Raw genomic sequence first — 23,340 nt, 5'->3', positions numbered from 1 at the left:
GCGGCGGGGCGGGTCCGCCCCGCCGCAGAGGTAGGTCAGTTGTGGGGCTCGCTGTCAGGGATCCAGGAGCCGTGGATTCCGCCGGTGACGCGGCGCGGGAGGTGGACGGTGGCGATCCGGTCGAATCCGGAGGCGTCCAGGACCAGGAGCTGGGAGGCGTCCTGCTTGAGGTCGGAGACGACGGTGAGGAGGTAGCCGTCGTCCTCGCGGGTGGCGCCGGCGGCTGGGACGAAGACGGCTTCGCTGGGCAGGCGGGCGTCGCCGATCTGGTGGACGCGGCGGGCGCCGGTGGTGCGGTCGTACTTGACGACGCCGTAGCCGCCGAAGCCTTCCTGGTCGGGGAAGGAGACCGCGTACTGGTAGCGGTGTTCGGCTCCGACGAAGTCTTCGTTGAGGGTCGGGAATTCGACGGCGAGGTCGTCGATGATCTGCTCGTCGACGCTGCCTGCGTCGAGGTCGATGACCCAGCGGCGGGTGTAGGAGCGGGTGTTGGGCTCGGTGCCGCGGCCGGGTGCGCCGACCCACCAGTTCCAGGAGAGCTGGAAGCCTTCCCGGTCGACGGTGGGGCCCTCCAGGACGATGCGGCCCTGTGCGTCCTCGTAGGCGTTGGCGGCGTGGAGCATGTTGCCCGGCTCGATGGAGAACCAGCGGATCTTCCCGGCGCCCTCTTCACCGCGGGGCATGACGCCGATCCGGGCCGGCTGGTCGTCGTTCCAGCCGTAGGGGATGCCGGAGTGCTCGTCGGGGTCGAAGGTGACGGTGCCCTCGACGAAGACCACGTGGTGGCGAGTGATCGCGAAGTCGTGCTTGAGGGAGGCGGTCGCGCCGGGGATCTCGGCGCTGTGCGTGATCTGCCCCGTGGCGTCGGCCACGTAGTAGATCAGGTAGGGCGGGAACGGGGAGGAGCCGAAGAAGCGCAGTTCCCCGGTGACCGGGTCGGTCTTCGGGTGCGCGGTCATGGCGCTGCGCAGCTTGCCGTCGAAGTCAAAGGCGCCGACGGTGTCCAGTTCGGGTGTGAGTTCGAAGGGGAAGTTCGCCTCGCACAGGGCGAGGAGGCGGCCGGCGTGCTCGATGACGTGGGTGCCGGCAGTGCTGGCGGTCAGGTCGATCCCGTGGTCGGTCATGTAGGGGGCGCCGTCGAGGGCGGGGGTGCGGACCCATCGATTGCGGTACCACTCGGCGCGGCCTTCGCGCAGCCGGATGCCGTGGACCATGCCGCTGCCCTTGAACCAGTGGCTGGGGGTGACGCCCGGCTTGGGGTTGTGGCTGTTGCGGATCAGGCGGCCGGTCAGCTCCGGCGGGAGGGTGCCCTCGACGGTCAGTCGTGTGGCGGTGATCTCGTCGACGGCGGGCGTGTAATGGCCGGTGAGGTACGGCTTGTCGGCGGTCATGGCAGGGATCTCGTTTCGTGGATGCGGCGGGGACAGGACTGGGAGAGAGGTTCAGTTGTTTTGCTCGGCGCGGGACTTGAGGCTGGCGAGCCAGGTGGTCAGGGACTGCTGCAGGGCCTGGCCGAGCTGTTCGGTGGCAGCGTCGACGGGGGCGCCGCTCCAGGACTCCTCGGTGTGGACGGTGACCTGGCTTCCGGTCTGCTCGAAGGTCCACACGTGGACGCCCTCGATGCCGTTGGCGGGGCCGCCCCGTACCAGACGCTGCCCGGGGACGATCTCGCGGAGGGTGGAGGTGATGTCCAGGCCGTGGGTCTTCCAGTGGAAGGAGTTGCCGGGCAGGAGGGGGCCGTCGAGCTCGGCCTGGTCGACGTCCGCGTTCCACTCGGCCCAGGTGTCGATGTCGGTGTGCAGGGCCCAGATGCGCTCCAGGGGCGCGTCGATGACGGTGGACAGGCGGACGATGACGGGGGCGGTCTCGTCGATGGTGAACATGGATGCGGTTCCTTTCGGTTGACGTGGTGACAGGTGTTTGGGCGTCGGTGGGTCAGTGGTGGGCCGCGGGCTGCGGGGCGGGCCGGTCGGACGCCGGGGTCACGGTGCGTCGGCGGGAGAGCCCGAGCGCGAGGGCAGCGGTGGCGGCCAGGACCGCGGAGCTGATGGCGAAAGCGGTCCGATACCCGGCGGTCAGGGCCTCCAAGTGCGGTTGGTGGGGGGCCGCGTGGGCGGTGGCGGTGCCGGCGAGGGTGGCCAGGACGGCCAGACCGATCGCGCCGCCGACCTGGCGGGTGGTGTTGACCAGGCCGCCGGCCAGTCCCGCGTCCTGGACGGGGGCACCCTCGACGGACAGGGCAGTCAGTTGGACGAAGGCGATGCTCAGCCCGAGGCCGATCAGGATGCTGGGGCCCAGGACGTCGACGGCGTAGCTGCCATGGGCGCTGATACGTGACAGCCACAGCAGTCCGGCGGCCTCGGTCAGCAGCGCGCCGGTGACCGAGGCTGTGGCGCCGATGCGGCGGGAGATCCGCGGCGCGAGGGTGGAGCCGAGCATATTGGCGAAGGCGAGAGGGAGTTGACCGAGTCCTGTGGCCAGCGGGCTGTCGCCGAGGACCTGCTGCTGGTAGAGCGGCAGGAAGAAGAACAGGGCGATCCACACCGAACCCAGCAGCGCCATCAGCACGTTCCCGGCGGCGACCCGCCCGGTCCGCAACACGCGCGGCGGCAGCAGCGGGTGCGGGTGGCGGCGCTCGACCAGGACGAACGCGGCAAACAGTGAGGCAGTGACGGCGAAGCTTCCCAGGACGGAAGGATCACTCCATCCTGTGCGGCGCGCGGTCGTCAGACCCCACACCAGCGCGGTGAGGGCGACGGTCACGGTGGCCGTGCCGAGGAGGTCGAAGCGTCCGCTCACCGGGGCAGGCGCCCTTGGCACGCTGGCGGCTGCGGCGGCCAGGACGAGGATGGTGCCGATCGCGACCGTGTAGAAGATCCACGGCCAGCCCCACGCTTGGGTGAGCACGCCGCCGAGGAGGACTCCGGCCGCACCGCCCGCACCGGACACCGCCCCCCAGACCCCGAGTGCCTTCCCGCGACCGGGGCCCGGAGGGAACACTTCCATCACCAGGGCCAGTGCCGCGGGGGCGATCGCCGCCGCCCCCAGCCCCTGCACCGCCCGCGCCGCGATCAGCACCGGGGACGAGGCGGCGAGCCCCGCGGCCAGCGACGACGCGGCGAAGACCCCAAGGCCCAGCAGCAGGATCCGCCGCCGGCCCAGCAGGTCCGCCGCCCGGCCGCCGGCCAGCAGCAGGGCCCCGAAAGCCAGGCCGTAGGCATTGACCACCCAGGTGGTGGCGCTGTCCGACAGGCCCACGCCCGACCGGATCTGCGGCAGGGCCACGTTCACGATCGAGGTGCCCAGCATGACGGTGAACTGCGCCCCTGCCAGGGCCGCGAGAGCGGCTCCAGGGCTGCGGGTGGTGCCGGTCGTTTCCACGGGAACACTCCTTGTGTGGTTAACCACTCACATCTGCTGTCCAAGAAAGGCGGGGCTGGGTGCCCCGCCGAGGGTCCGGCCGCGTGGTCGCGCTCGGCTCAGTAGTGTCTGATGCCGGCCGACAGCGTCCTGGCCCAGGGGGTGTCCACCCCTTCGGCCCCCATGGAGACGATGAGATGGCACAGCATGCCCCGCGCGAAGAACTCCTGGACCTGCTGTTCCGTGCCGCTGGAAGCGCCGCGCACGTACTCCACCAGCCGGGCGTAGCCCTGCCGCACGGCCTCGCGCACGGCCGGTTCCGACACCGCCGCCGCTTGGGCGTGGAGCTGGATCAGCATCAGGTCGTTGTCGCTGATCAGCCGGGCGTACGCCTCACCCATGGCCGCGAGGACCACCTCCGAGGAGCTGCCCGTGGCCTCGGCCGCGGCCCGCTCCAGAGCGGCCCGCACCTGCACGAAGCAGTGCTCGACCACGGCCGTGAACAGCAGTTCCTTGCTCGGGAACAGCCGGTACACGTACGCCTGCGAGATGCCCGCCGCCTTGGCCACCTCGGTGGTGGTGGTGCCCCAGTAACCGCGGGCGGCGAAAGCGCCGATCGCGGTGCGCAGCACCGTTTCGCGACGCTCCTCGGCGGTGGACAACTGACGGGGTCGTTCGCTCTTCATGTGAGTACTCAACCACTCACACTTTGGCGAGTCAACCCGTCGCAGCGTCCTCAGGCGGTGCGGCTCGCGGTCCGGGGGTGCGTGCCGTGGGCTGACGGGGTGGAAGTGTCGGGGGCTTGCAACCGGTGGGGTTCATGCCTCGTAGCGTGGCCCCATCAGCCGTCCCGTAGGGAAGGCCCAGGCGCCGCGCCACGGCCTCCCGCGTGGGGGCGCCCGAGGCGTCCCGGGGCGCTACGGCTAGGTGGGCGGGACCGGGACGACGGCGCACCTCGTCCCCGGCACGGCCACGACCGCGATCCTGCTGACGCAGGTGGCCATGGTGAGTCCGACACCGTCGCCGATCATGCGGAGTTTCTGGGAGGCGCGGTTGCGGCTGCGTGAGGCAGGTCACACCGGGCGGGGAAGAACGACGGGTGGTTCATAGTTCAACTGAGTGCGGGTGCGGAGGGGACAGTGTCCCCGGGCCTCACCTATAGCCCGTGGGGACGATCGTTCGGCTGAAGCCCCACGGAGCCCCTCGCCGAGAGGCGACCGCCCTCCGCCCCGCCTCCGGACCGCCCCGGTCGGCCCTCCCCCGAGCCGACCGGGGCTTTCCTCTGCCCTCCTCCCGCCCGGCACCGCGCCGCCCCGCATGGGCCGAGCCCTGCTGGGCACTGGGCGGGGGTCAGGGGCGGTCTCGGGTGACGGAGGGAGCCAGGTGCTGATCACCGTGGGGCACAGCAGCGCCGACCAGGAGACGCTGGCGGAACTGCTTCGGACGGCGGGAGTCGAGGCCGTGGTCGACGTGCGGACCGCGCCCGGCAGCCGGCGGTACCCGCACCTGGCACGTCAGCGGATGGCCGAGTGGATGCCGCAGGAGCACCTCGCCTACCGGTGGGAGCCCCGCCTCGGCGGGTTCCGCAAGCCGCCGCCCGACTCCCCCGACACGGTGTGGCGCAACGAGTCCTTCCGCGGCTACGCCGCCCACACCCGCACCCCGGAGTTCCTCGATGCGATGGCCGAGCTGATGCGGCAGGCCGGCCAGGAGCGCACCGCGGTGATGTGCCGGGAGGCGGTGTGGTGGCGCTGCCACCGCCGCCTGATCGCCGACGTCGCCGTCCTGGCCCACGACGCCCAGGTGCAGCACCTGATGCACGACGGCCGCTTCATGACGCACACCCCGACGCCGGGTGTCCGGCGGCGCGAGGACGGGCTGCTGGTCTACGACGTGGAGGACGCCGCCGGGTGAGCCGAGCGGCCGCCCGTCCGGCTCACCCGGCGGCCCCGGTCAGGAGGCGGGCCCGGCCTCCCGGCCCTGTCCCACCACCGTGAGCAGGTCGTCCTTGTCGGCCAGGGCGTCCAGCGAGAGCGTGCGGTAGCCGACCTCCTCGAACAGCACGGTGATGCGGTCCCCCTCCTCGCTCAGCACCGTCCCCGGGCCCCACTCGCCGTGCCGGACCTCCGCCCCGATCGGGTAGGCGCCCACGTCCGGGTGCGCCGGGCGCTCGTCGGCCGGGGCGGGGCCCTCGCCGGCCTCCTGCGCCACACAGATGTCGCAGGAGCCGCAGGGCGCCTCGTACTCCTCGCCGAAGTAGCCCAGCAGGAACCGGCGCCGGCAGCCGGTGGTCTCCGCGTACGCCCTCGCCATGTCGACCCGGGAACGCTCCATGCGCCGGTGGGCCTCGGCGCGGTCGGTCGCCCGGCCCACCGCGTCGGACGGGTCGGCACCGGGGGCCGGCCGGACGGTGCCCTCGGCGTCCGTGGCGAGGGCACCGGCCTCCTCCAGGAGGTTCACGGTGGCGGTGACCCGCCCGCGCGTCATCCGGGTCTCCCGGCGCAGGTCCTCCAGCCGGGCGGGCTCGTCGCCGTGGGCGTGGACCGCGTCGACGACCTTGCGCACGGTGTCGGGGCTGGGCCGGCCGCCGCTGAAGAACGCCTGCATGCCGGTGTCCTCCGGGCGGTAGTGCAGGACGGCGAGGGCGGGCTTCCCGTCCCGGCCGCAGCGTCCGACCTCCTGGTAGTACGCGTCCAGGGAGCCCGGCAGGGCGGCGTGCAGCACGAAGCGCACGTCCTCCTTGTCGATCCCCATGCCGAAGGCCGAGGTGGCCACCACCACGTCGGTCTCCCCCGCCAGGAACGCCTCGTGGACGCGCCGTCGTTCGGACGCGCGCAGACCCGCGTGGTACGCCTCCGCGGCGAGTCCCAGCGCGGCCAGCTCCCCGGCGTAGAACTCGCTGTCCTTGCGGGTCGCCGCGTAGACGATGCCGGGCTTCGCCTCGGCGGCGGCGCGCTCGACGACGAGCCGGCGCCGCTCGGCGTCCTCCAGGTGGCGGTGCACCTCCAGCGCGATGTTGGGCCGGTCGAAGCCGGTGACCAGGAGGCGCGGGTCGCGCATGCCGAGCCGCTCGACGATGTCCTGCCGCACCGGGGGCGCCGCGGTCGCCGTGAGCGCGAGGACCGGCGGGCTGCCGAGACGCCGCGCGGCCTGGGCCAGCCGGAGGTAGTCGGGGCGGAAGTCGTGCCCCCAGGAGGAGACGCACTGTGCCTCGTCCACCACGAACAGCGCGGGGTCCGCCTCGGCGAGCCGGTCCACCACCTCGTCCTTGGCGAGCTGCTCGGGCGACAGGTACAGGAAGTGCACCTCGCCCTCGCGCACCGCCGTCCAGGCGGCGTCCTCCTCGGCCGCGGTCAGGTCGGAGTTGACGGCGACGGCCCCGGGCCCCCGGTCACCGCCGGGCAGGCCCGCGATCTGGTCCCGCTGGAGGGCCAGCAGCGGGGAGACGACCACCACCGGGCCGGACAGCAGCAGGGCGGGGACCTGGTACACGGCGGACTTGCCGGACCCGGTCGGCATGACGACCAGGGCGTCGCGGCCCTCCAGCACCCACTCCATGGCCGTGAGCTGCTCGGGCCGCAGCTCGTCCCAGCCGAACACCTCGGCGGCGGTCTCCTGCAGCCGCCGGGCGCGCTCGCCGTCCCGCACCCCCTGCTCCGGCACCCGCGCCGACCGCTCGCCCTTCCCGCTCCCGCCGGACCGTTCCCCGTCCGGCGCCACTGCGGACCTCTCCCCGTCCGCTCTCCGCACCCCGCCGCTCATCGCACACTCCTCCAGTCATCGCACGGGACCGACCTGGCGCGCGGTCCCGCACGGCTGTCCTGGGTACCCGCCCTCGGTGCGCGCACGCACGTGTGCCGGTGCGGGTGCGGGTGCCGACGACGCGACGTGCGCTGTGTCCGGGTCTCCCCGGAACGCGCGCCGGCCCGGCGCCGCGCGTGCGGTGCCGGGCCGGTCTGCAGCAGGGAAGGACCGTCAGCCCTGGCGGGCCTTGAAACGCGGGTCCTTCTTGTTGATCACGAACGTCACTCCCCGTCGGCGCACCACCTGGGCACCGGGCTTGTTCTTCAGGGAGCGCAGCGACTTGCGCACCTTCATGGCGGCCTCCTCGGGTCGATCGGGCGGGTCCACCGGCGGCGGACCCGGGCTGTGGCCCCCGTCCGGGAGCTCGGAGGTCAGCGCTCCTCGCGGAAGAGGACGTGCTCGCCGAGCACCGGGTCGAACTTGCGCAGGACCAGCCGGTCCGGGTCGTTCGACCGGTTCTTGCGGGTCACGTAGGTGACCCCGGTCCCGGCCGACGACTTCAGCTTGACGACGGGCCGCGCGGTGCTGCGTGCCATGAGGTGCTCCTTCCGTCACCATCCGAGTCGGGTGACTCGAACATGTCAGACGTGCCGTACAACAACAGCACCCGGGGCGGCATTCCCGCGGCTCAGAGCGGCCTCCGGTCGGGACGGCCGCGTGGGGACGCGCCCCTCACGCACGGCCGACACGCCGTCTTGCACAGGGCGCGGCCCCCGTCCAGTCACCGCGGCGACCTTCACCCCATCGGGGCATCCTCGTCCCACCCCGCCCGTGCACGATCACGGTGCCCGTACCGTTGCCGCCTCATCCCTCGACACCGGGGTGGTCGGCCGCCAAGCTCGTCACCCCCGTGTCGTGACCGGGGAGACGACGGACCAGCAGGGGGGAGCGACGTGGCCGGCGTGAGCCTTCCAGAACACCGGTACAGCGGCACGGAGGCCACGCGCCTGTTGTGCGTCGGTGTCTACCAGGACGCCGGCTTCCGCCGACAGGTGCTCAAGGAGCTGATCGAGCACCGGGAGCGCCCCGTCGCCCCGGCCAACGGCGTGGACGTCCTGCCCGTGCTGTCGCACGCGCTGCGGGTGAGCCGGCTGGAGGCGCGGGCGGCCCTGCTGATGCTCGGCGCCTGGGTGGGGTTCTACCTGTCCGACGTGATGATGTTCTGGGACAGCCTCGCCGACCGCTGGGGCGACGGCGCCGACATCCACTACAGCGACGTGCAGACCGCGTTGTTCCAGGGCGACGACCGCCTCACCGACGGGCTCCCGCTGCCCTGGTCGCTGTTGTACGCGCTCGTCGCCCTCGCCCTGTGGTTCGCGCGCGCCGCCGGGGAGCGCGGCGGGAGCGCGGCCCGTTCCGCGGGCCTGCCGGACCCCGTCGCCAAGGCCGCCGACGGCGCCGGTTCCCTCATCTCCTTCGGGGCCTGGGGCCTCACGCTCTTCTACTGGTGCTGGTACCTCAACGCCCTCCTGCACGGGCACGCCCAGACGCCGTACCCGCTGCTCTTCCCCCTCGCCATGGCGCTCATCGCCTGGTGGTACCAGACCGCGCAGCACACGCACCTGTGCCGCTGGCTGACCCGCTGGACCTTCCCCGCCGCCACCCAGCCCGACCTGCCCGCCCGCCCGCTGTTCAAGAGGCTGTGCGAGGACGTGCGGCGCGAGCAGGAAGCCGCCCTCACCCTGTACGACGAGGAGAGCCCGTTCCTCGGCCTGGGCGAGCAGGGCGCGTCCTGGTCGTTCGCGATGGAACTGCGCAGGCGCCCCCGGACGCCCGGCGCCACCGGTCCCGGGGACGGGGACACCGGCACCGGCACCGGCACCGGCACCGGCACCGACAGTGGCAGTGGCAGTGGTAGTGGTAGTGGCGAGGGTGTGCTGCCGCGCCAGGCCGCGGGCTGCCTCAGCGCGGAGAGCGCGCTCGCCATGATCGAGCCCCAGTTGACGGCGCTGCGCGAGTCCGCGGCGCGCACGGGCAAGGACCGGCTGCGCGACCTGGAGATCGACCGTGTCGTCTACCTCCGCGGCGGCGTGGCCCGCGCCGAGGAGGTCGAGGTCGGCGGCGTCGGCGACCCGTCGAACGCCCTCACCCAGGGCGACGGACAGCACCGCGGCCGGACCGTCTACGACCCCGCCCAGGTCGCCGCGCACCTGCGGGAGGGCGTCGACGAGGGCGGCGAGGGCCGACGGGTGTTCCTGCGCATCCGGGTCGGGGCCTGGCACGAACAGCTCGTGGTCACCGTCCTCGTGCGCGTGCACACCCAGGGCCGCATGCTCGTCCTCGAAGTGGTGCCGTACGTCCTCGGCCCGATCCGCAAGGAGTTCCGCGCCGTGGACGCCTTCGTGGACAAGCTGCCCGAGACCTGGGTCCGCGCGGCCCTGCGCGCCCTGCGCGCCGCCCCGGTGATCGGCGTCGAGAGCGGCCTGGGCGGTTTCGCCACCCTGCGCAGTACCCTCACCGCGCGCCGGTCCGACCGCGACCGGCTGCCGGACGTGCCCAGGGTGTCCCTGCGCGCCCTGGCCTGCACGGGCCGGCTGTCGGCGTTCCAGGAGATGGACAGCACCCGCTACGTGAAGACGATCCAGGAGCGCATCGTCAACGGCCTCCGGGAGGCCCTCAAGGCGCACGGCTACCGGACCGAGGAGTTCGAGCAGCACGTGTACCAGCTCAGCGGCGGCAGCGTCTTCATCCAGGACATGTCCGGCGGCGCGGTCGCCACGGGCAGCCACGGCAGCGCCGCCCACCACGCAGCGGGCCCGCAGCCGCCGAAGAATCCGGCCGCCGACGCCAGTACGACGTCATGAGCGCCGTGGACGCCATGACGCTGACGAGTGCTACGAGACAGGGGACGTACCGCATGCCGAGCAACGGACAGAGCACTCCGGACCAGCAGCAGCCGGACGAGGACGCCGGCAGCGGCACCGGGGGCGGCAGCGTGAGCATCGGCTCGATGAGCGGCGGCTCGGTCGCCACCGGCAGCCACGGCACCGCCACGTCGTACAACACGACGGGCGCGGGCCCGGACCCGCGCCACGCCGAACTGCTGGAGGCCGTCCGCCAGTTGCGCGAGGACCTGCGGGCGGCGGCGGAGCGCAGCGCCGAGGACGCGGCACTCGACCGGGAACTCGCCGACGCCGAGGCCGAGATCACCGGCACCGGCAGCGCCAGTGCGGGCCGGCTCGCCCGGCTGCTGGGAAGTGTCCGAGGCTGGCTGGGCTCCCAGGGCGCCGCCGTGGGCGCGGTCGCCTCGGCCACGGCCGTCGTCCAGGGCGTCGCCCAACTCCTCGGCTGACGTGCGGACTTCACCCATGGCGGAGACGACGGCGGCGTTACGGCACGGAGGACGGCGACGATGAGAGTGTTCGACACCGAGCGGCAGGAGTGGGCCGGCTCGCGCAGCGAGCGCCTCTTCGACGCCGAGCGGAACCTCGACCTGCCGCGCCAGCGGACGGTCCTGCGGCACACCGCGGTCGTCCTCGCCCTGTGCGGGGTGTCCTTCGGCGTGTGGGCACTGGGCTGGAAGGACGAACCCGAGCCGTACCGGCCCCCGGCGCAGGAGGGGCCGGCCGAGCCGGGCGTGGCCGCCGAGGAGACCCCGGCCACCGGGGACACCTCGGGGACCGGGACGTCCGACGGCGCCACGCCGGCGGTCTCGGCGTCCCCGACGCCGCCTGCGGGCTACGAGGTGCTCGACGACTCCGAGGGCTTCCGCATCGCCCTGCCCTCGGGGTGGACCCGCGACAGCCAGTCGTCGCAGTACGGCATCGACGTCGTCGACTACCGCGGCCCGGACGGCGTCCGCCGGGTGCAGGTGTTCCAGCTCATGGAGACCTCCCCGCACGCCTCGGTGGTGGAGGCCCAGAAGGCGCAGAGCAAGCTGGACGGCTACCGGAAGATCCACGTCCAGTACGTCGCCGACCCCTCCGGCGGCGAGGCCGCCGAGCACGAGTACACCGCCGGCGAGCTGAGCGGCGAGGTGGGCACCGGCGCACCCTTCCACGTCATCGACTACCGCTTCGAGGCTCAGGACGGCGCGAGGTACGCCCTGATCGCCTACGGTGCCGAGGACGACGGGCGCGAGGACGAGCGGGAGCTGCTGGACACGGCACGCGCGTGGTTCTGCCCGCCGTCGACCCAGTGCGAGGCACCACAGGCGTCCTGACGGTCGCGTGGCCGTCGGTGGGGCCCCGGTCAACTCCCCTTGCGGCGCGGTTGTTCGGCCAGGCGACGGGCCTGCGCGGTGGCCTCCCGGGCGCTGCGGCGGGCCTCCTTCACCGCGTGTTCGGCCTCGCGCGCCTGGTCGCGGGCGTCCCGGGCGGCGTCCCGGGCCCGGTTCCGCTCGCCCTCGGCCTCCCCCAGCGCGCGGGTCAGCTCGGCGATCCGCTCCTCGGCGTCCCGGGCCCGCTCCTCGGCCCGACGCTGTTCGTCCTGGACGGCGGTCAGCCGCTCCTCCCGTTCGGTCAGCTCGCGTTCGGCGTCGGCGGCCTGCTGCCGGGCCTGTTCGAGTCGCTCCTGTTGTGCGCGGCGCCGGGCACGCGCGGCCTCCAGATCGGCCGTCCGCGCCGAGGACTTGGTCGCCGACCGGGCCCCGGGCGGGGCGGCCGGCTCCTTGCGGCGGGACGCCGGGCGCGCGATCGACGACACCCGCGAGGACAGGGCCGGGAAGCCGACCGGGGCGCTCAGCGGCCTGGCCAGCCGGCCCTCGGCCCACTCGTGACCGGCATCCGGGTCCGCCAGGACCGCCTGCAGGGTCTCCTGCACCTCGCGCTGGGCCTCCTCGCTGATGGGCTGCCCCGCCTGCCGGGCCAGGTCGGCGGCCTGCCGGGCCAGCGCGGAGGTCACCTTGCGCTGCTGCGCCGACAGCTCGCGGAGCTGGTCGCCGTCGAGGTCCTCGGTGGCCTGCCGCAGGGCCTGTCCGAGCTGGAGCAGGCGCCGGGTCTCCTCGGGCTGGTCGCGCACGAGCAGGTTGCTGGCCCAGGCCGACAAGGTGGGGCGGCGCAGCCGGTGGATCCGGTCCGCGAGCTCCCGGTCGCCCGCGGAGCGGGCGCTCTTCGCCCGCACCTCCCGCGCGGAGGTGAAGTCACCCGGCGACAAGCCGTACAGCTCGTCGGCGACAGCGTCCAGATCCATCCGCGCTCCTGGCCACCCGTGGCTCCGCAGGTCCACCGAGGGACCCGTACGTCCGGAATGCCCAGTGTGGGGCACCGCGGGCGTCCGGGCGAGCGAATGGGTCGATCGAGGTCGCCCTTTGATCCCTTTTCGCGCCAGGTTCGGCTACGTGGGGAACGGGTATCGTATGGCCGCGCGTGTGGCTGACACGGGGGGACGGCTGCAGATGTCTGCCGATTGGGACAACGTTCGCTCCAGGTGGGAAAGCATTCGCCAGGCCGTGGACGGCGCATATCCCGCACCCGGTGACGGGTCGTCCCTCGGGAAGGGACGCGTCGGCCTCGCCAAGAACCCGGTGGCCATCACCGGGGAGGCGGGCGCCGGAAAAACCGTGCTGTACAACGCCCTGGCTCAGGCAATCAAAACCGGAGACGGAGACAGCACTCGCAGTCCCGACAGCGAGAAGCATCGAACGGTTTTCCGTTCCGGATCCCGGCGGGCACAGGCGTCGGTGGTCGTCATTCCGGGGCAGGCTTCCCAGGAACGAGAACTCGCTCTGTCCGCCACCATGGGCGGCACGGCCTCGCCACAGGGCATCATCCACGTCGTGTGCTGGGGGCACAACAGGACGTGGGCGGCCAGCGGGCGGCGAGCCATCGAACAGACGCTGCGTGCCCAGAACCCGGACTTCGACGAGGAGTCGGTACGCGCGTGGCACCTCCGCAAAGAGGTCGAGGACTTCCGTGATCTCTGCGAGAGGATCACCGAGCAGCGCGCCGCCAAGCGTCTTCGCTGGATGCTGATCGCCGTCACGAAGTGCGATCTGTACTGGGACCGTATCGACCTGGCACGCGACCACTACATACCGGGCGGGGCCGTACCCGAGTCGGAATTCTGCACTTTGCTGCGTGATCTCGCGGACGAAACGTCCATCCGGCTGGCGGTGCTTCCCATGAGCTCCCGGCTTATCCGCCACCAGTTCCTGCCTCGGCTACGGCCACGACTCTTCCAGCTTGATGATGAACAACTCGGCATCCTGCGCAGTCACTTCAACAGCGCGCTCGGCGGATTGCTCGCTGAGAGGGGAAGCGAGGAATGACGGCCATTGATGACGGTGAAGCCTTCGAGCAGGTGCTCGCGGAGTCCGAGTCTCGCCTGGTCGTCATCCGCGCGTCGCGCCACCGTCTACGGGTGGCGCGACGCGCGCAGGCAGGGGGCGGCGTCCTGGCGCTCTTGGCAGTCTCCTCGGCACTGCTCGCCTCAGATCGATCCGGGAGCGAGAGGGGTATATGGATCGTGGCCTCACTTCTCGTCGCTGCCGCTTGTCTGGCGAGCGTTCTCGTGGTCCAGGCCACAGTCATCCTTCGGGTCCGCCGACAGGCAGCCGTGGAGGAGCGGGTCATGCTGAGCGATGTCAATCGGCTACGCGAACTCTTCATCCATATCGCCCGGCGCGAGGAGTGGGACAGGGAGCGGACCCACGCGGCCAGGCAACGCCTCTCCCGGTTCCCCATCGAAGGCGAGATGTGCCGATGATTCAGCGATTGGTCAAACTGTCCGGGGTCGCTGCGGCCGTCGCCTGCGTCCTCACTCCTGTCGGCTACGTGTTGGCCACTCGGGAACACAGCAGATTTCGGAACGCGTTCCAGGACCACTGGGAGATCATCGCCGCCGGCCTCGTGCTGGTCGTGCTCGGGCTTTTGGAGATGAGCCGCGGAATCGCGCTCTGCTTCAGCGTGCTGGGTGCGTTCGAGGAGAACAACCTGAACCGGGGCGCGGCCAGCCTCTTGGTCGGCTGCGCGATCAGCGCCTTGGGCGCGGCAGTCCTCTACAGCTTGCTGTTCGGCTGAGGGCTTCCCCAGTCGGGCGTCAGCAGATGCTGAGACCGGGGAAGGGCTCGTACAGGTAGCCGGTGTCGTCCGAACTGTAGAAGCCGACCACGTCGCCCAGGTAGTTGTGGCAGTAGCGGGCGGTGCACGTGGTGCCGCCGAACGACTTCTGGCCCGCGTCTCCCCAGCAGCCGCTCGCCGCCGACGCGCTCGCCGACGTCAGGGCGACCGCGCCGGTCGCCAGCACCGCCGCGGCGCTCAGCGAGGCAAGGATGCGCTTCGTCGTGGTCCTGCCGGTACTGCCGCCCCCATTGGTGGACAGGACCGTCGTCGGACCGGCCACGGGGACCGGCCATGCTTTCGAACCTGGTCGAAGCGAACCTTCGCGACGATCTCTAGACCGCCGCCACCGGGAACAGCATGCAGCTGCTGGTCGCGTGGGCCAGCAGGCGGTCCGTGGTGTCGAACAGCTCCGCCTGCGCCAGGGCTGTACGGCGCCCTTGGTTGAGCACCGTGCCGACGGCGCGGACCTTGCCGGTGTCGACGGTGATGGGGCGCAGGAACTTCAGGGTGAGGTCGAGCGAGGTGTAGCCGGTGCCCGCCGGGAGGACCGACTGCACGGCGCAGCCCGCCGCGGAGTCCAGCAGGGTGGCGTAGACGCCGCCGTGCACGCTGCCGATGGGGTTGTAGTGCTCCTCGCCCGGCTCCATCGCGAACACCGCGCGGCCCGGTTCGACCTCCTCCAGGGTGAAGCCGAGGGTCGCGCTGATGGGCGGTGCGGGCAGGCGCCCCGCCAGGACGTCCCGCAGGAAGTCCAGTCCGGTGCCCCGGCCGACCGCGGACGCGGAGACCTGCGGGTCCTCCCACTGAATGGTGCGTGACCTCGCCATGGGGTCTCCTCCGAAACCGGCCGAGTGCTAACTCCGACTACTGACTTCGCTATCCGAAGCTAGCCAGTGGCACCTCTGGCTGTCAACACCGAAGCCAGCCTACGATGGGGTCCATGACCTGGCTGGAGACCAGCACCGAGAACTGCACGGTGCAGCGCACGCTCGACCTCATCGGGGAGAAGTGGTCGATGCTGGTGCTGCGGGACGCGATGAACGGCGTGCGCCGCTTCGACGACTTCCGCCGTCACATGGGTCTGTCGGAGGCGGTCCTCGCCGACCGGCTGCGCAAGCTGGTCGCGGCCGGGATCCTGCGGACCGTCCCGTACCGCGAGCCCGGCAGCCGCACCCGCCACGAGTACCGGCTCACCCGCAAGGGCTGGGACCTGTGGCCCGTCATGATCGCCCTGAAGCAGTGGGGCGACCGGTACACCGCGGACCCCGAGGGAGCACCCCTGGACGTCCTGCACCGCGACTGCGGCGAGCCGGCCGAGGCGGTCGTCGTCTGCTCCGGCGGCCACGGGGCGCTCACCCCGCGCGAGGCGTACACCCGGGCCGGGGCGTCGGCGCACGCGGCCCGCTGAACGTTTCCCCCTCCCCCGGCGTCACAGCGGTAACCGACCCGAGGGAGTGGTCCCCCATGACCGCCGGACGTTCCCGCACGCACACCCGCACCCGCATCCGCGCCCGCCGGACGTCAGCCGCCGGACTGCTGCTCGTCCTCGCCGCCGCCACGGCGGCCTGCGAGTCCACGCGGGCCACCACGACCACCGCGAACGCGAAGGCCCCCCGCACCGAGACCTCTTGGCGCGAGGCGGCCTCGTACTCCTACACGCTCAGGGCCGAGTCCCAGGTGCTCGCCGGGGAGTTCCGCGTGCGGGTGGAGCACGGCAGGGTGACAAAGGTGACCGGTCTCGACGAGGACAGCCGGCGGCAGGCGCGGGAGGTGTTCCCGCAGGTCCCCACGATCGCGCACCTGTTGGACCGCCTCGACCGGGCCGTCGCGGAGCACGCCGCCACCGCCGAGGCGCGGTACGCCCCCGACGGACGCCCCCTGCACATCTCCCTCGACTGGGACGCGAACGCCGTCGACGACGAGGCCGATTACGGGATCGACGCCTACCGGCCGGCGTCCGGGTAGGCGTCGGGGCGTCACCGGGTCACCCGGTCAACGGGTCACCGTCCACTTCTGGTTGGCGGCGCCGGTGCAGGTCCAGATCTGCAGCCGGGTGCCGTTGGCGGAGCTGCCGCCCGTGGCGTCCAGGCACTTGTTCGCCTGGGGGTTGACGATGTCGCGGGCCGCCGGGGTCGCCCACTGCTGTGCGGGGGTGCCGTTGCAGTCCCACAGTTGTACGGCGGTGCCGTCCGCCGTGCCGCCGGAGGCCACGTCCAGGCACTTGCCGAGGGCGCGGATCGTGCCGTCGCTGCCGACCGTCCACCGCTGGGCGGCGGTGCCGTTGCAGTCGTAGAGCTGTACGGGGGTGCCGTTCGCCGGGTTGGCGCCGGCGACGTCCACGCACTTGCCGCCGACGCCCGTGATGGGTCCGCCGGTGCCGGGCTGGGCGGAGTCGGTGCTGACGCGGACGTAGTCGACGACGAGCTGCTGCGGGAAGGTGGTGCTGCCGTCGGGGTCACCGGGCCAGTAACCGCCGACCGCGAGGTTCAGGATGATGAAGAACGGCTTGTCGAAGACCCACTGGCGGCCCCCCAGGTCGGCCGGCGTGCGCCGCTGGTAGACGGTGCCGTCGACGGACCAGGAGATCGAGTTGGGGCTCCAGTCCACGGCGAAGGTGTGGAAGGCGTCGGCGAACGCCTGGCCGCCGGGCAGGCTGTACCCGGCACCGATGCCGCCGGAGCCCGAGTAGCCGGGACCGTGGATGGTGCCGTGCACGGTGGACGGTTCGAAGCCGACGTTCTCCATCACGTCGATCTCGCCGGAGGCGGGCCAGCCGGCCGTGCCGATGTCGTTGCCGAGCATCCAGAACGCGGGCCACATGCCCTGGCCCCGCGGGATCTTCATCCGGGTCTCGACGTGGCCGTAGGTGGTGGTGAACCGGCCGGCCGTGTTGAGCCGGGCGGAGGTGTACTCGCACCGGCCGTACCAGCACTGGTAATTGCCGGGGTTCTCCCGGCGGGCGGTGATGACCAGGTGGCCCTGTCCGTCGAGGGCGGCGTTGCGGTTGCCCGCGGTGTAGTACTGCCGCTCGTGGTTGTTGACGTTGTCGCCGGTCTCCGTCTGCCACTTCCCGGCGTCCACGGCCGAGCCGGCCGGCCCGTCGAACTCGTCGGCGAACGTGACGGCGGCCGCGGCGGCCGCAGCGGCGGGGCGAGCGGGGCCGCCGGACCCCGCCGGGGGCGCGCCCTGGGCGAGCCCGGACGACAGCGAGGCGAAGGCGGCGAGCGACACGAGCGACGTCAGCAGACGTCGGCGCAGGCGTGGGGGATGCATGACTCTCCCTCGTTCGTGCCTGAGGTCCGGCGGGCCGCGTCGGTCGCACGCCTGCACGTACATATCGTGTTCATGACATGCACGGCCGCGCACACCAGGTGCGCCCGTCGCCCCGTCAGGAGGTGGGGATGGGGTGGGAGTTCCTCGCCGGAAGGAGTTAATTCACTACGTGATTTAAGAGATGAGCAATACGGGTGTCAAGAGTCTGGTACGGACCTGCTGTACGCCGGTCCGTACCGGACCCCCGAGGTCAGGCGGCCACGGGCAGGGCGGCCGCTATCAGGTGGCGCTCACGACGGCTGATCAGCGGGAAGATGATCTTCAGGCCCTGCTGGTCGTACGGGGACGACACCACGAAGGACGAGTTGAGCAGGCGCTCCTTGATGGCCGTGCGCACGAGTCCCGCCCGCGGGATCGTCATCAGGTGCTCCTCCGGGCGGGCGAAGTGGGGGTTGGCCCGGAACACGAAGAAGCGGCGGTCGGTCATGGCCAGGTACATGGGCGTCGGCGTGGGGACCACCGCCATGGCGCCCCCGCTCAGCAGGGCCGAGGCCGCCGCGAACGCCGCCGTCCTGCGCACCGAGACGGAGCTGAGGCCCACGATGGTCGTCACCTCCACCCGCTCCCCGGGCTCCAGCAGGGGGTCGAGGGCGGCCAGAAACAGCCGACGGCGCTTCGCGTTCACTTGGGGTGCTCCTGAGAGATCGTGCCTGACCGGCGAGAGGTTCCTCCCGGTCGTCGGCACACCCTCCCACAGGCCCCCAGGGCCCCCACCAGGGGGGTTCCACCGGTGGCGGGCCGGGGTCGTCAGTAGCGCTGGGCCTGCGCCAGGCGGGGGGTCAGCTTGGGCTCGGCGGGCTCGTGGCTGAAGACGATCGGCTGCTCGCGCTTGCCCGGGGCGAGGTCCTCCGCGCCGGTGTAACGCGTCTCCACGACCTTGTGCTGCGCGTCCTCGAAGTCGATCCGCACGGCGTACGACGCCTTGCTGTCCGTGGAGTTGGTGATCCGGACCAGCACCGCGAGCACACCGCCGGTGTCCGCCCGCGCCAGACCGCTCATGGTGACGTCGGACATCGCGTTCCCCTGGCCCTGGACGCCCTGCAGCGCCTTCTTCGCCGCCGTGGCCCTGCGCTCGAACTCGGCCGACACGGACGCCTCGAACTCCGAGGCGCGTGCCGCCACCGAGGAGGCGGCCGCCGAGGCGGAGGCGCGCGCCGACGCGATCCGGGACGCGGCGGAGGAGGCGATCGCGGAGGGCAGTTCGCCGCTGAACGAGGCGGAGTCGCGGGCACTGGGGGCGACCGTGGCCGTGGACTTCGAGGAGCCGCCGCTGTCGTCGCTGCAGCCGGTGAGGGCGCCGGTGGCCAGCAAGGAGCAGGCCAGGGCCAGGAGGGGCAGGGGGCGCGGGCGCGCGCCGCGCGAGCGGATCCGGCGGTGGGACGGCATGGGCTTCCTCGCTGTGGGGGACCGTGGGGCTCGTCGCGGCCCCGCGGGTGGCACGGGGACCGTGGGCCCATCGTCGGTCGGGGCGCGCCGGGCGGCGAGCCGGGGCGGCGAGCCGGGTGGTCGTCGCCGGGTGCGGGTGGCCCGTTCGGGTGGGGCGTCCGGGTGGGGCGTCCGGGTGGGGCGTGGCCTCCTGCTGCGCCCGTCCCCCGTCAGCCCTCGGCGGGGTGCGCCTGCCAGGGAGCGGCCGCCGTGCCCGCCATCCACCCGCGCAGGGCGTCGTCGCCGACGCACAGGATGCCGCACTGCTCCGCGTACTCCAGGGCGGGCAGGGTGAAGTCGCTGGTCGTGACGACGACGGCCAGGTCCGCCTCGTGGACGGTGAAGCAGGTGCCGCCGAAGCGCTGGAGGTCCTGGGAGCCGACCTTGTTCCCGTCGCAGTACCGCTTGCACTGGATGACGAGCCGGCGTCCGTCGGGCGTCCACGCCACCACGTCCGCGCCCAGGTCCCCGGCGCCGCCCACGACCTCGACCCCCGTGCAGCCGTCGCGCGTGCACAGGGCGGCTATCTCCTCCTCGAACTCATAGGGGTCCTCCGCCGGGCAGGGCTCCGCCACCTCCGCCTCCGGTTCCGCCGCCCCGAACACCGGGTCCACGACCGGGCACGTCTCCGTCATGACGCCCCCGCCCGCGCCCACCAGGACGGGCGCCGGGGTCGGGGCGTCCAGCGCGTCCACGGCGGTGCGCGCCGCCTGCTCCAGCGTCTCGGTGGCCTGCCGGGCGAGCCGGGACGCGGAGAGCGTGCGCCGGCGGCGGACCCAGCGCAGCACCACGGCGACGCCCACGCCCGCCAGCGCGAGGATCCACGCGGGCCGCTGCTCGAACGCGCTCGCCATCGCCCGCGCGACGGCACCGGCCAGCACGACGAGCAGGGCGAGCAGCACGAAGAAGGCGGCCGTGACGCGCAGGTCGAAGCGCCGCTCGCGCTGCGGTCCCGTGGGACGGACGGGCAGGGTCATCGTGGTCGTGCCTCCCGGGAGCCGCGGACATGTGCGTCATCCCGTCTGCCCAAGATCGAATACTTCAACGCCCGCGGTGAACGGGCCGTTTGGGGGCAGTCGGTCGAGCAGGGGCCCGCCGCGGGCGGGGCGCGAACGGAAGGAGCGCGAGCGCGATGGGAACCGCGGTCCACGTCCCGCAGACCCGGGACATGATCGGGGAGGAACTCTCCGGTGACGAGGCGCTGACCGCCCTGCGGCACTACGGCGGGGTGCGCCTGCTGGTGGACTCGTTCAGCCGGTTCCGCTACGCCGACGGCTTCACGAACGCCCGGGCGCTCGGCTTCCAGATCGTGCTCGGCCTGGTGCCCTTCACGCTGGCCCTGGTCGGCCTCGCGACGTCCGTGCACACCGAGTGGGTGGGGCGGGTGATCGAGCGGAGCCTGGGCGCGATCGTGCCCGGCGCGGGCGCCGACATCCTGGACGACGCGTTCGCCGAGACCCGCGACAGCGCCCACGGCGGCGTCTGGAGCACGCTGGCGCTCTGGCTGGGCTTCGGCTTCGCGATGCTGAATCTCGCCTCCGCGATGGGCCAGGTGGAGCGGGGCGCCAACCGCATCTACGGCATCGAGCGTGACCGCCCCTTCCCGCGCAAGTACGCCCGCGCCCTGGTCCTCGCGGTCGCGGCGGGCCTGCCCATGGTGCTCGGGTTCGTGGTGCTGGTCGCCGGGGACGCGGTCGGTGACGCGGTGGCGGCCAGCTCGGGCGGGGGTGACTCCGGGCCGCGCTGGTGGCGGGTCCTGGAGATCCCGGTGGGGCTGGTCCTCGCCTGGCTGGCCTCCGCCGTCATCTTCCGGTGGTCGCCGCGCCGCCGGCAGCCCGGCTACACCTGGCTCGCCTTCGGCAGCGCCGTGCACCTGGTGCTGTGGGTGGGGGCGACGCTGCTGCTGGCCCTGTACGTCGGCCGCAGCTCCGCGTTCGGCGCGGTGTACGGTCCGCTCACCGCATTCATCGCCCTGCTGCTGTGGGCCAACGTCACCGGCATCGCGCTGTTCCTGGGCGTGGCCTTCGCCGCGCAACTGGAGGCGGCCCGGGCCGGGATCAAGGAGGCCGTACGCCCCGACCCCGGACCCGGGGACTGACCCGGCCGGTCAGGAGCGGCGCGGCCGGGCGAGCCCGGTGCGGGTGCGCCGGCCGAGTTCGAGGGCCACCGGCGCCGCCGTCAGGACCGAGGAGTACGTGCCGACGGCGAGGCCGACGAGCAGCGCCAGCGCGAAGTCCGCCAGCGACGGCCCGCCGAGCACGGCGAGCGCGGTGAGGATGAAGGCGGCGCCCGTCCCGGTGTTCACGGTGCGCGGGAGGGTCTGCAGGACCGCCCGGTTCACCGTGTCGGCAGGCGGCTCCTGGGGCGCCGCGCGCACGAGTTCCCTGACCCGGTCGAACAGGACGACGGAGTCGTTGACCGAGTAGCCGATGACGGTGAGCAGGGCCGCGAGGAACACGCCGTCGACGGGTTTGCCCAGCCAGGCGAACACGCCGATGAGGATCACCGCGTCGTGGGCGAGCGCGACCACCGCGGCGCTGCCGAGCACCCAGCGGAAGCGCGCGGCGAGGTAGAGCAGTTGCGCGGCGAGGGCGACGGCGAGCGCGGTCAGGGCACCCCGGCGCAGTTCGGCGCCGAGGCTCGGGCCGATCAGCTCGTCGCGCACCTGGTCCGCCCCGCCGTCGAGGCCGCGCACGGCGCGCGTGACCTCGGCCTCCTCCTCCCGGGTCAGCGGATCGGTGCGCACGGTCAGGCCGCTGTCGCCGGATGCCTGCACGACGGCGCGCGGGAGCCCGGCGTCGGCGAGGGCGGAGCGCACCCGGTCCGGGTCGACGGGCGCGGTGGTGACGTACTCGAGGAGCCGGCCGCCGGTGAACTCCACGCCGAACTGCACGCCCCGCAGCGCGATCCCGGACCCGGCGAGCACCAGCGCGGCGGCGGACACGGCCAGCCAGCGGCGCGGCCGGCCCATCAGCCGGGGGTTGCGGCGGGTGAGGCGCTCGCGCACCGCGCCCGTGGTCGCGATGCCGGTGATCCCGGGGCGCCGGTGCACGGCGGTGCGGCCCGCGGCGAACTCGGCGAGGACCCGCGTGACGACGAGCGCGCTGAACATGGACGCCAGCACGCCGATGCCGAGGGTGACGCCGAACCCGCGCACCGGTCCGGACGCGAGGAAGAACAGCAGGCCGGCCGCGATCAGAGTGGTGATGTTGGAGTCGGCGATCGCGCTGAAGGCGTTGCGGAACCCGGCCGACAGGGCCGAGCGGGTACTGGGGCGCCCGCGGGCCGCGTACTCCTCCCGGGCCCGTTCGAAGACCAGCACGTTGGCGTCGACGGCCATGCCGATCGCCAGGACGAACCCGGCGAGTCCGGGCAGGGTGAGGGTGGCGCCGAGGGCGGCCAGGGCGGCGTAGGAGACCAGGCCGTGGCACAGGAGCGCCACGGCGGCGAGGACGCCCGTCAGCCGGTAGACGACCATGATGAACAGCGCGGTCAGGGCCGTGCCGACGGCCGCCGCCCACGCGCTCGCGGTGATGGCCGCCGCGCCCAGGGTCGGGCCGACGGTGCGCTGCTCCACCGTCTCCACGGGCACCGGCAGGGCGCCGCCGTTGATCAGCAGGGACAGTTCGCGGGCCTCCGCCGGGCCGAAGGAGCCGGTGATGCGCGTGGCGCCGTCCCGGATGCCGGTGCCGCAGCCGACGGACGGGTCGACCTGCGGGGAGGAGATGACCTGGTCGTCCAGGACGATCGCCACCCGCCGCTGGTGCGCGCCCGCCGGGTGACAGGCGGCCTCGCCGGTCAGGCGGGCCCAGCCGGCGCGGCCGGCGCCCGCGAAGTCGACGGTGACGTGCCAGCCGGCGCCGCCTTGCTGGTCGAAGCGCGCGGCGGCCTCCTTGACGTGCTCACCGGTCAGCACGGCGGGTCCGAGCCGCAGGGCGGTGCCGGACTCGTCGGGCAGGACCCGTTCCCGGGCCCCGGGCGTCTCGTCCGCGGTGTCCCGGGCGGCGCCGAGCACCGGGTGCAGGGTGAGCTGCGCGGTGCGGCCCAGGACGTCGGCGGCCCGCTCCGGGTCCTGCACCCCGGGAAGTTCGACGATGATCCGCCGCTCCCCGGAACGCACCAGGCCGGCCTCGGCGACGCCGAGCGCGTCGATCCGACCGCGCAGCACCTCCAGCGTGCGGTCGGTGGCCTCGCGGTCGGCGTCGGTGGCGGCGGTGGAGCGGGTCTCCAGCACCATCTGGGTCCCGCCGCGCAGGTCCAGTCCGAGCCGGACGGGCACGGCGACGGCGACGTACACCGAGAGGGCGAGCACGGCGAGGGCCAGCAGGGCCCTCAGCCGTGCGGAACGGGATCGGAACCGGGAACGCGAACGGGACCGGGAACGGTGGGACGGTTGCAAGGGGGATCTCCGGCAGGA

At 73.0% G+C, this 23,340-nt stretch carries 25 protein-coding genes and 1 pseudogene; 11 read left to right on the top strand and 15 right to left on the bottom strand.

The annotated features are described in order from the left end of the window. Nucleotides 1–35: 35 nt before the first annotated feature. From E4U92_RS18480 to E4U92_RS18465, 4 genes are all read right to left on the bottom strand, one after another. Nucleotides 36–1,391: a carotenoid oxygenase family protein gene (locus E4U92_RS18480; protein ID WP_137301544.1), complete on the bottom strand. Its 1,356-nt coding sequence runs from the start codon at nucleotides 1,389–1,391 to the stop codon at nucleotides 36–38. 51 nt (nucleotides 1,392–1,442) lie between these two features. After that, nucleotides 1,443–1,883 (bottom strand): SRPBCC family protein, encoded by a 441-nt coding sequence (locus E4U92_RS18475; protein ID WP_137301543.1) that lies wholly within the window; start codon nucleotides 1,881–1,883, stop codon nucleotides 1,443–1,445. A gap of 52 nt (nucleotides 1,884–1,935) precedes the next feature. Then, a complete protein-coding gene (locus tag E4U92_RS18470; protein ID WP_229862938.1) occupies nucleotides 1,936–3,381 on the bottom strand; it encodes an MFS transporter in 1,446 nt (481 codons plus the stop codon). 98 nt (nucleotides 3,382–3,479) lie between these two features. After that, a complete protein-coding gene (locus tag E4U92_RS18465; protein WP_137301542.1) occupies nucleotides 3,480–4,046 on the bottom strand; it encodes a TetR/AcrR family transcriptional regulator in 567 nt (188 codons plus the stop codon). A gap of 220 nt (nucleotides 4,047–4,266) precedes the next feature. Here E4U92_RS18465 and E4U92_RS36670 point away from each other — a divergent pair. Together E4U92_RS36670 and E4U92_RS18455 are read left to right on the top strand one after the other, a co-directional pair. Next, a pseudogene (locus tag E4U92_RS36670) lies at nucleotides 4,267–4,470 on the top strand (hypothetical protein); the annotation flags it as partial. Between the two features lie 273 nt (nucleotides 4,471–4,743). Continuing rightward, a complete protein-coding gene (locus E4U92_RS18455) occupies nucleotides 4,744–5,274 on the top strand; it encodes a DUF488 domain-containing protein (RefSeq protein WP_308433310.1) in 531 nt (176 codons plus the stop codon). A 39-nt stretch (nucleotides 5,275–5,313) separates the two neighbouring features. Here E4U92_RS18455 and E4U92_RS18450 read toward each other — a convergent pair whose 3' ends face one another. The 3 genes from E4U92_RS18450 to rpmG all read right to left on the bottom strand — a co-directional run bounded on the left by E4U92_RS18450 (nucleotide 5,314) and on the right by rpmG (nucleotide 7,700). Further along, nucleotides 5,314–7,122 (bottom strand): RecQ family ATP-dependent DNA helicase, encoded by a 1,809-nt coding sequence (locus E4U92_RS18450; RefSeq protein WP_137301540.1) that lies wholly within the window; start codon nucleotides 7,120–7,122, stop codon nucleotides 5,314–5,316. Between the two features lie 213 nt (nucleotides 7,123–7,335). Next, nucleotides 7,336–7,458, bottom strand: coding sequence for a type B 50S ribosomal protein L36 (gene ykgO, locus E4U92_RS18445; RefSeq protein WP_067228404.1), 123 nt, complete (start codon nucleotides 7,456–7,458; stop codon nucleotides 7,336–7,338). Between the two features lie 77 nt (nucleotides 7,459–7,535). Beyond that, a complete protein-coding gene (gene rpmG / locus E4U92_RS18440; RefSeq protein ID WP_067228403.1) occupies nucleotides 7,536–7,700 on the bottom strand; it encodes a 50S ribosomal protein L33 in 165 nt (54 codons plus the stop codon). A gap of 366 nt (nucleotides 7,701–8,066) precedes the next feature. On the opposite strand from rpmG, the gene E4U92_RS18435 reads away from it, so the two are divergent. Genes E4U92_RS18435 through E4U92_RS18425 form a run of 3 tightly spaced genes read left to right on the top strand, consistent with a single transcriptional unit; the run spans nucleotide 8,067 to nucleotide 11,326 of the window. Next, complete coding sequence (locus E4U92_RS18435) at nucleotides 8,067–9,968, top strand: hypothetical protein (protein ID WP_137301539.1); 1,902 nt, start codon at nucleotides 8,067–8,069, stop codon at nucleotides 9,966–9,968. Between the two features lie 53 nt (nucleotides 9,969–10,021). Further along, nucleotides 10,022–10,456, top strand: coding sequence for a hypothetical protein (locus E4U92_RS18430; RefSeq protein ID WP_137301538.1), 435 nt, complete (start codon nucleotides 10,022–10,024; stop codon nucleotides 10,454–10,456). 60 nt (nucleotides 10,457–10,516) lie between these two features. Then, nucleotides 10,517–11,326 carry a hypothetical protein gene (locus E4U92_RS18425; protein WP_137301537.1) on the top strand — a complete coding sequence of 270 codons (810 nt, stop codon included), beginning with the start codon at nucleotides 10,517–10,519 and terminating at the stop codon, nucleotides 11,324–11,326. 29 nt (nucleotides 11,327–11,355) lie between these two features. On the opposite strand, the gene E4U92_RS18420 is transcribed toward E4U92_RS18425, so the two are convergent. Beyond that, on the bottom strand, nucleotides 11,356–12,294 hold the full coding sequence (locus tag E4U92_RS18420; RefSeq protein ID WP_137301536.1) for a hypothetical protein: 939 nt from the start codon (nucleotides 12,292–12,294) through the stop codon (nucleotides 11,356–11,358). A 166-nt stretch (nucleotides 12,295–12,460) separates the two neighbouring features. Between E4U92_RS18420 and E4U92_RS18415 the strand changes: the two genes are divergently transcribed. From E4U92_RS18415 to E4U92_RS18405, 3 genes are read left to right on the top strand one after another with little or no spacing between them, the layout of a single operon-like run. Further along, nucleotides 12,461–13,372: a hypothetical protein gene (locus E4U92_RS18415; protein ID WP_229862929.1), complete on the top strand. Its 912-nt coding sequence runs from the start codon at nucleotides 12,461–12,463 to the stop codon at nucleotides 13,370–13,372. Further along, the gene (locus tag E4U92_RS18410; RefSeq protein ID WP_137301535.1) at nucleotides 13,369–13,809 is read left to right on the top strand and encodes a hypothetical protein; all 441 of its coding nucleotides are present in this window, start codon (nucleotides 13,369–13,371) and stop codon (nucleotides 13,807–13,809) included. Before E4U92_RS18415 ends, E4U92_RS18410 begins: the two co-directional genes overlap by 4 nt. Beyond that, on the top strand, nucleotides 13,806–14,123 hold the full coding sequence (locus E4U92_RS18405) for a hypothetical protein (protein ID WP_137301534.1): 318 nt from the start codon (nucleotides 13,806–13,808) through the stop codon (nucleotides 14,121–14,123). The genes E4U92_RS18410 and E4U92_RS18405 overlap by 4 nt, the downstream gene beginning before the upstream one ends. 19 nt (nucleotides 14,124–14,142) lie before the next feature. Here E4U92_RS18405 and E4U92_RS18400 read toward each other — a convergent pair whose 3' ends face one another. Continuing rightward, nucleotides 14,143–14,445, bottom strand: a complete 303-nt coding sequence (locus tag E4U92_RS18400; protein WP_229862927.1) for a hypothetical protein — start codon at nucleotides 14,443–14,445, stop codon at nucleotides 14,143–14,145. A 52-nt stretch (nucleotides 14,446–14,497) separates the two neighbouring features. Then, nucleotides 14,498–14,992, bottom strand: a complete 495-nt coding sequence (locus E4U92_RS18395) for a PaaI family thioesterase (protein ID WP_137301533.1) — start codon at nucleotides 14,990–14,992, stop codon at nucleotides 14,498–14,500. Between the two features lie 113 nt (nucleotides 14,993–15,105). Here E4U92_RS18395 and E4U92_RS18390 point away from each other — a divergent pair, with 113 nt between their 5' ends. Both E4U92_RS18390 and E4U92_RS18385 read left to right on the top strand, forming a co-directional pair. After that, the gene (locus E4U92_RS18390; RefSeq protein ID WP_137301532.1) at nucleotides 15,106–15,573 is read left to right on the top strand and encodes a winged helix-turn-helix transcriptional regulator; all 468 of its coding nucleotides are present in this window, start codon (nucleotides 15,106–15,108) and stop codon (nucleotides 15,571–15,573) included. A gap of 56 nt (nucleotides 15,574–15,629) precedes the next feature. Beyond that, nucleotides 15,630–16,130 (top strand): DUF6174 domain-containing protein, encoded by a 501-nt coding sequence (locus tag E4U92_RS18385; protein WP_137301531.1) that lies wholly within the window; start codon nucleotides 15,630–15,632, stop codon nucleotides 16,128–16,130. Nucleotides 16,131–16,157: 27 nt separating this feature from the next. Here E4U92_RS18385 and E4U92_RS18380 read toward each other — a convergent pair whose 3' ends face one another. The 4 genes from E4U92_RS18380 to E4U92_RS18365 form a co-directional block, all read right to left on the bottom strand. Continuing rightward, on the bottom strand, nucleotides 16,158–17,438 hold the full coding sequence (locus E4U92_RS18380) for a glycoside hydrolase family 16 protein (RefSeq protein WP_137301530.1): 1,281 nt from the start codon (nucleotides 17,436–17,438) through the stop codon (nucleotides 16,158–16,160). A 250-nt stretch (nucleotides 17,439–17,688) separates the two neighbouring features. Then, nucleotides 17,689–18,123, bottom strand: a complete 435-nt coding sequence (locus E4U92_RS18375; RefSeq protein WP_067228373.1) for a hypothetical protein — start codon at nucleotides 18,121–18,123, stop codon at nucleotides 17,689–17,691. A 122-nt stretch (nucleotides 18,124–18,245) separates the two neighbouring features. Beyond that, entirely contained in the window at nucleotides 18,246–18,884 is a 639-nt protein-coding gene (locus E4U92_RS18370; protein WP_137301529.1) for a hypothetical protein, read from the bottom strand. 209 nt (nucleotides 18,885–19,093) lie between these two features. Beyond that, nucleotides 19,094–19,900 (bottom strand): restriction endonuclease, encoded by an 807-nt coding sequence (locus E4U92_RS18365; RefSeq protein WP_137301528.1) that lies wholly within the window; start codon nucleotides 19,898–19,900, stop codon nucleotides 19,094–19,096. Nucleotides 19,901–20,055: 155 nt separating this feature from the next. On the opposite strand from E4U92_RS18365, the gene E4U92_RS18360 reads away from it, so the two are divergent. Next, nucleotides 20,056–21,021 (top strand): YihY/virulence factor BrkB family protein, encoded by a 966-nt coding sequence (locus E4U92_RS18360; RefSeq protein ID WP_137301527.1) that lies wholly within the window; start codon nucleotides 20,056–20,058, stop codon nucleotides 21,019–21,021. A gap of 9 nt (nucleotides 21,022–21,030) precedes the next feature. Here the strand turns inward: E4U92_RS18360 and secD are convergent, their stop codons facing one another. Beyond that, nucleotides 21,031–23,259: a protein translocase subunit SecD gene (secD, locus tag E4U92_RS18355; protein ID WP_229862987.1), complete on the bottom strand. Its 2,229-nt coding sequence runs from the start codon at nucleotides 23,257–23,259 to the stop codon at nucleotides 21,031–21,033. Nucleotides 23,260–23,340 lie beyond the last annotated feature (81 nt).

The sequence above is a fragment of the Streptomyces galbus genome, from assembly GCF_005280195.1.
Taxonomy (GTDB): Bacteria; Actinomycetota; Actinomycetes; order Streptomycetales; family Streptomycetaceae; genus Streptomyces; species Streptomyces galbus.
Note: the sequence above shows the minus strand (reverse complement) of the source record. Positions and strands in the feature narration are given on the sequence as shown.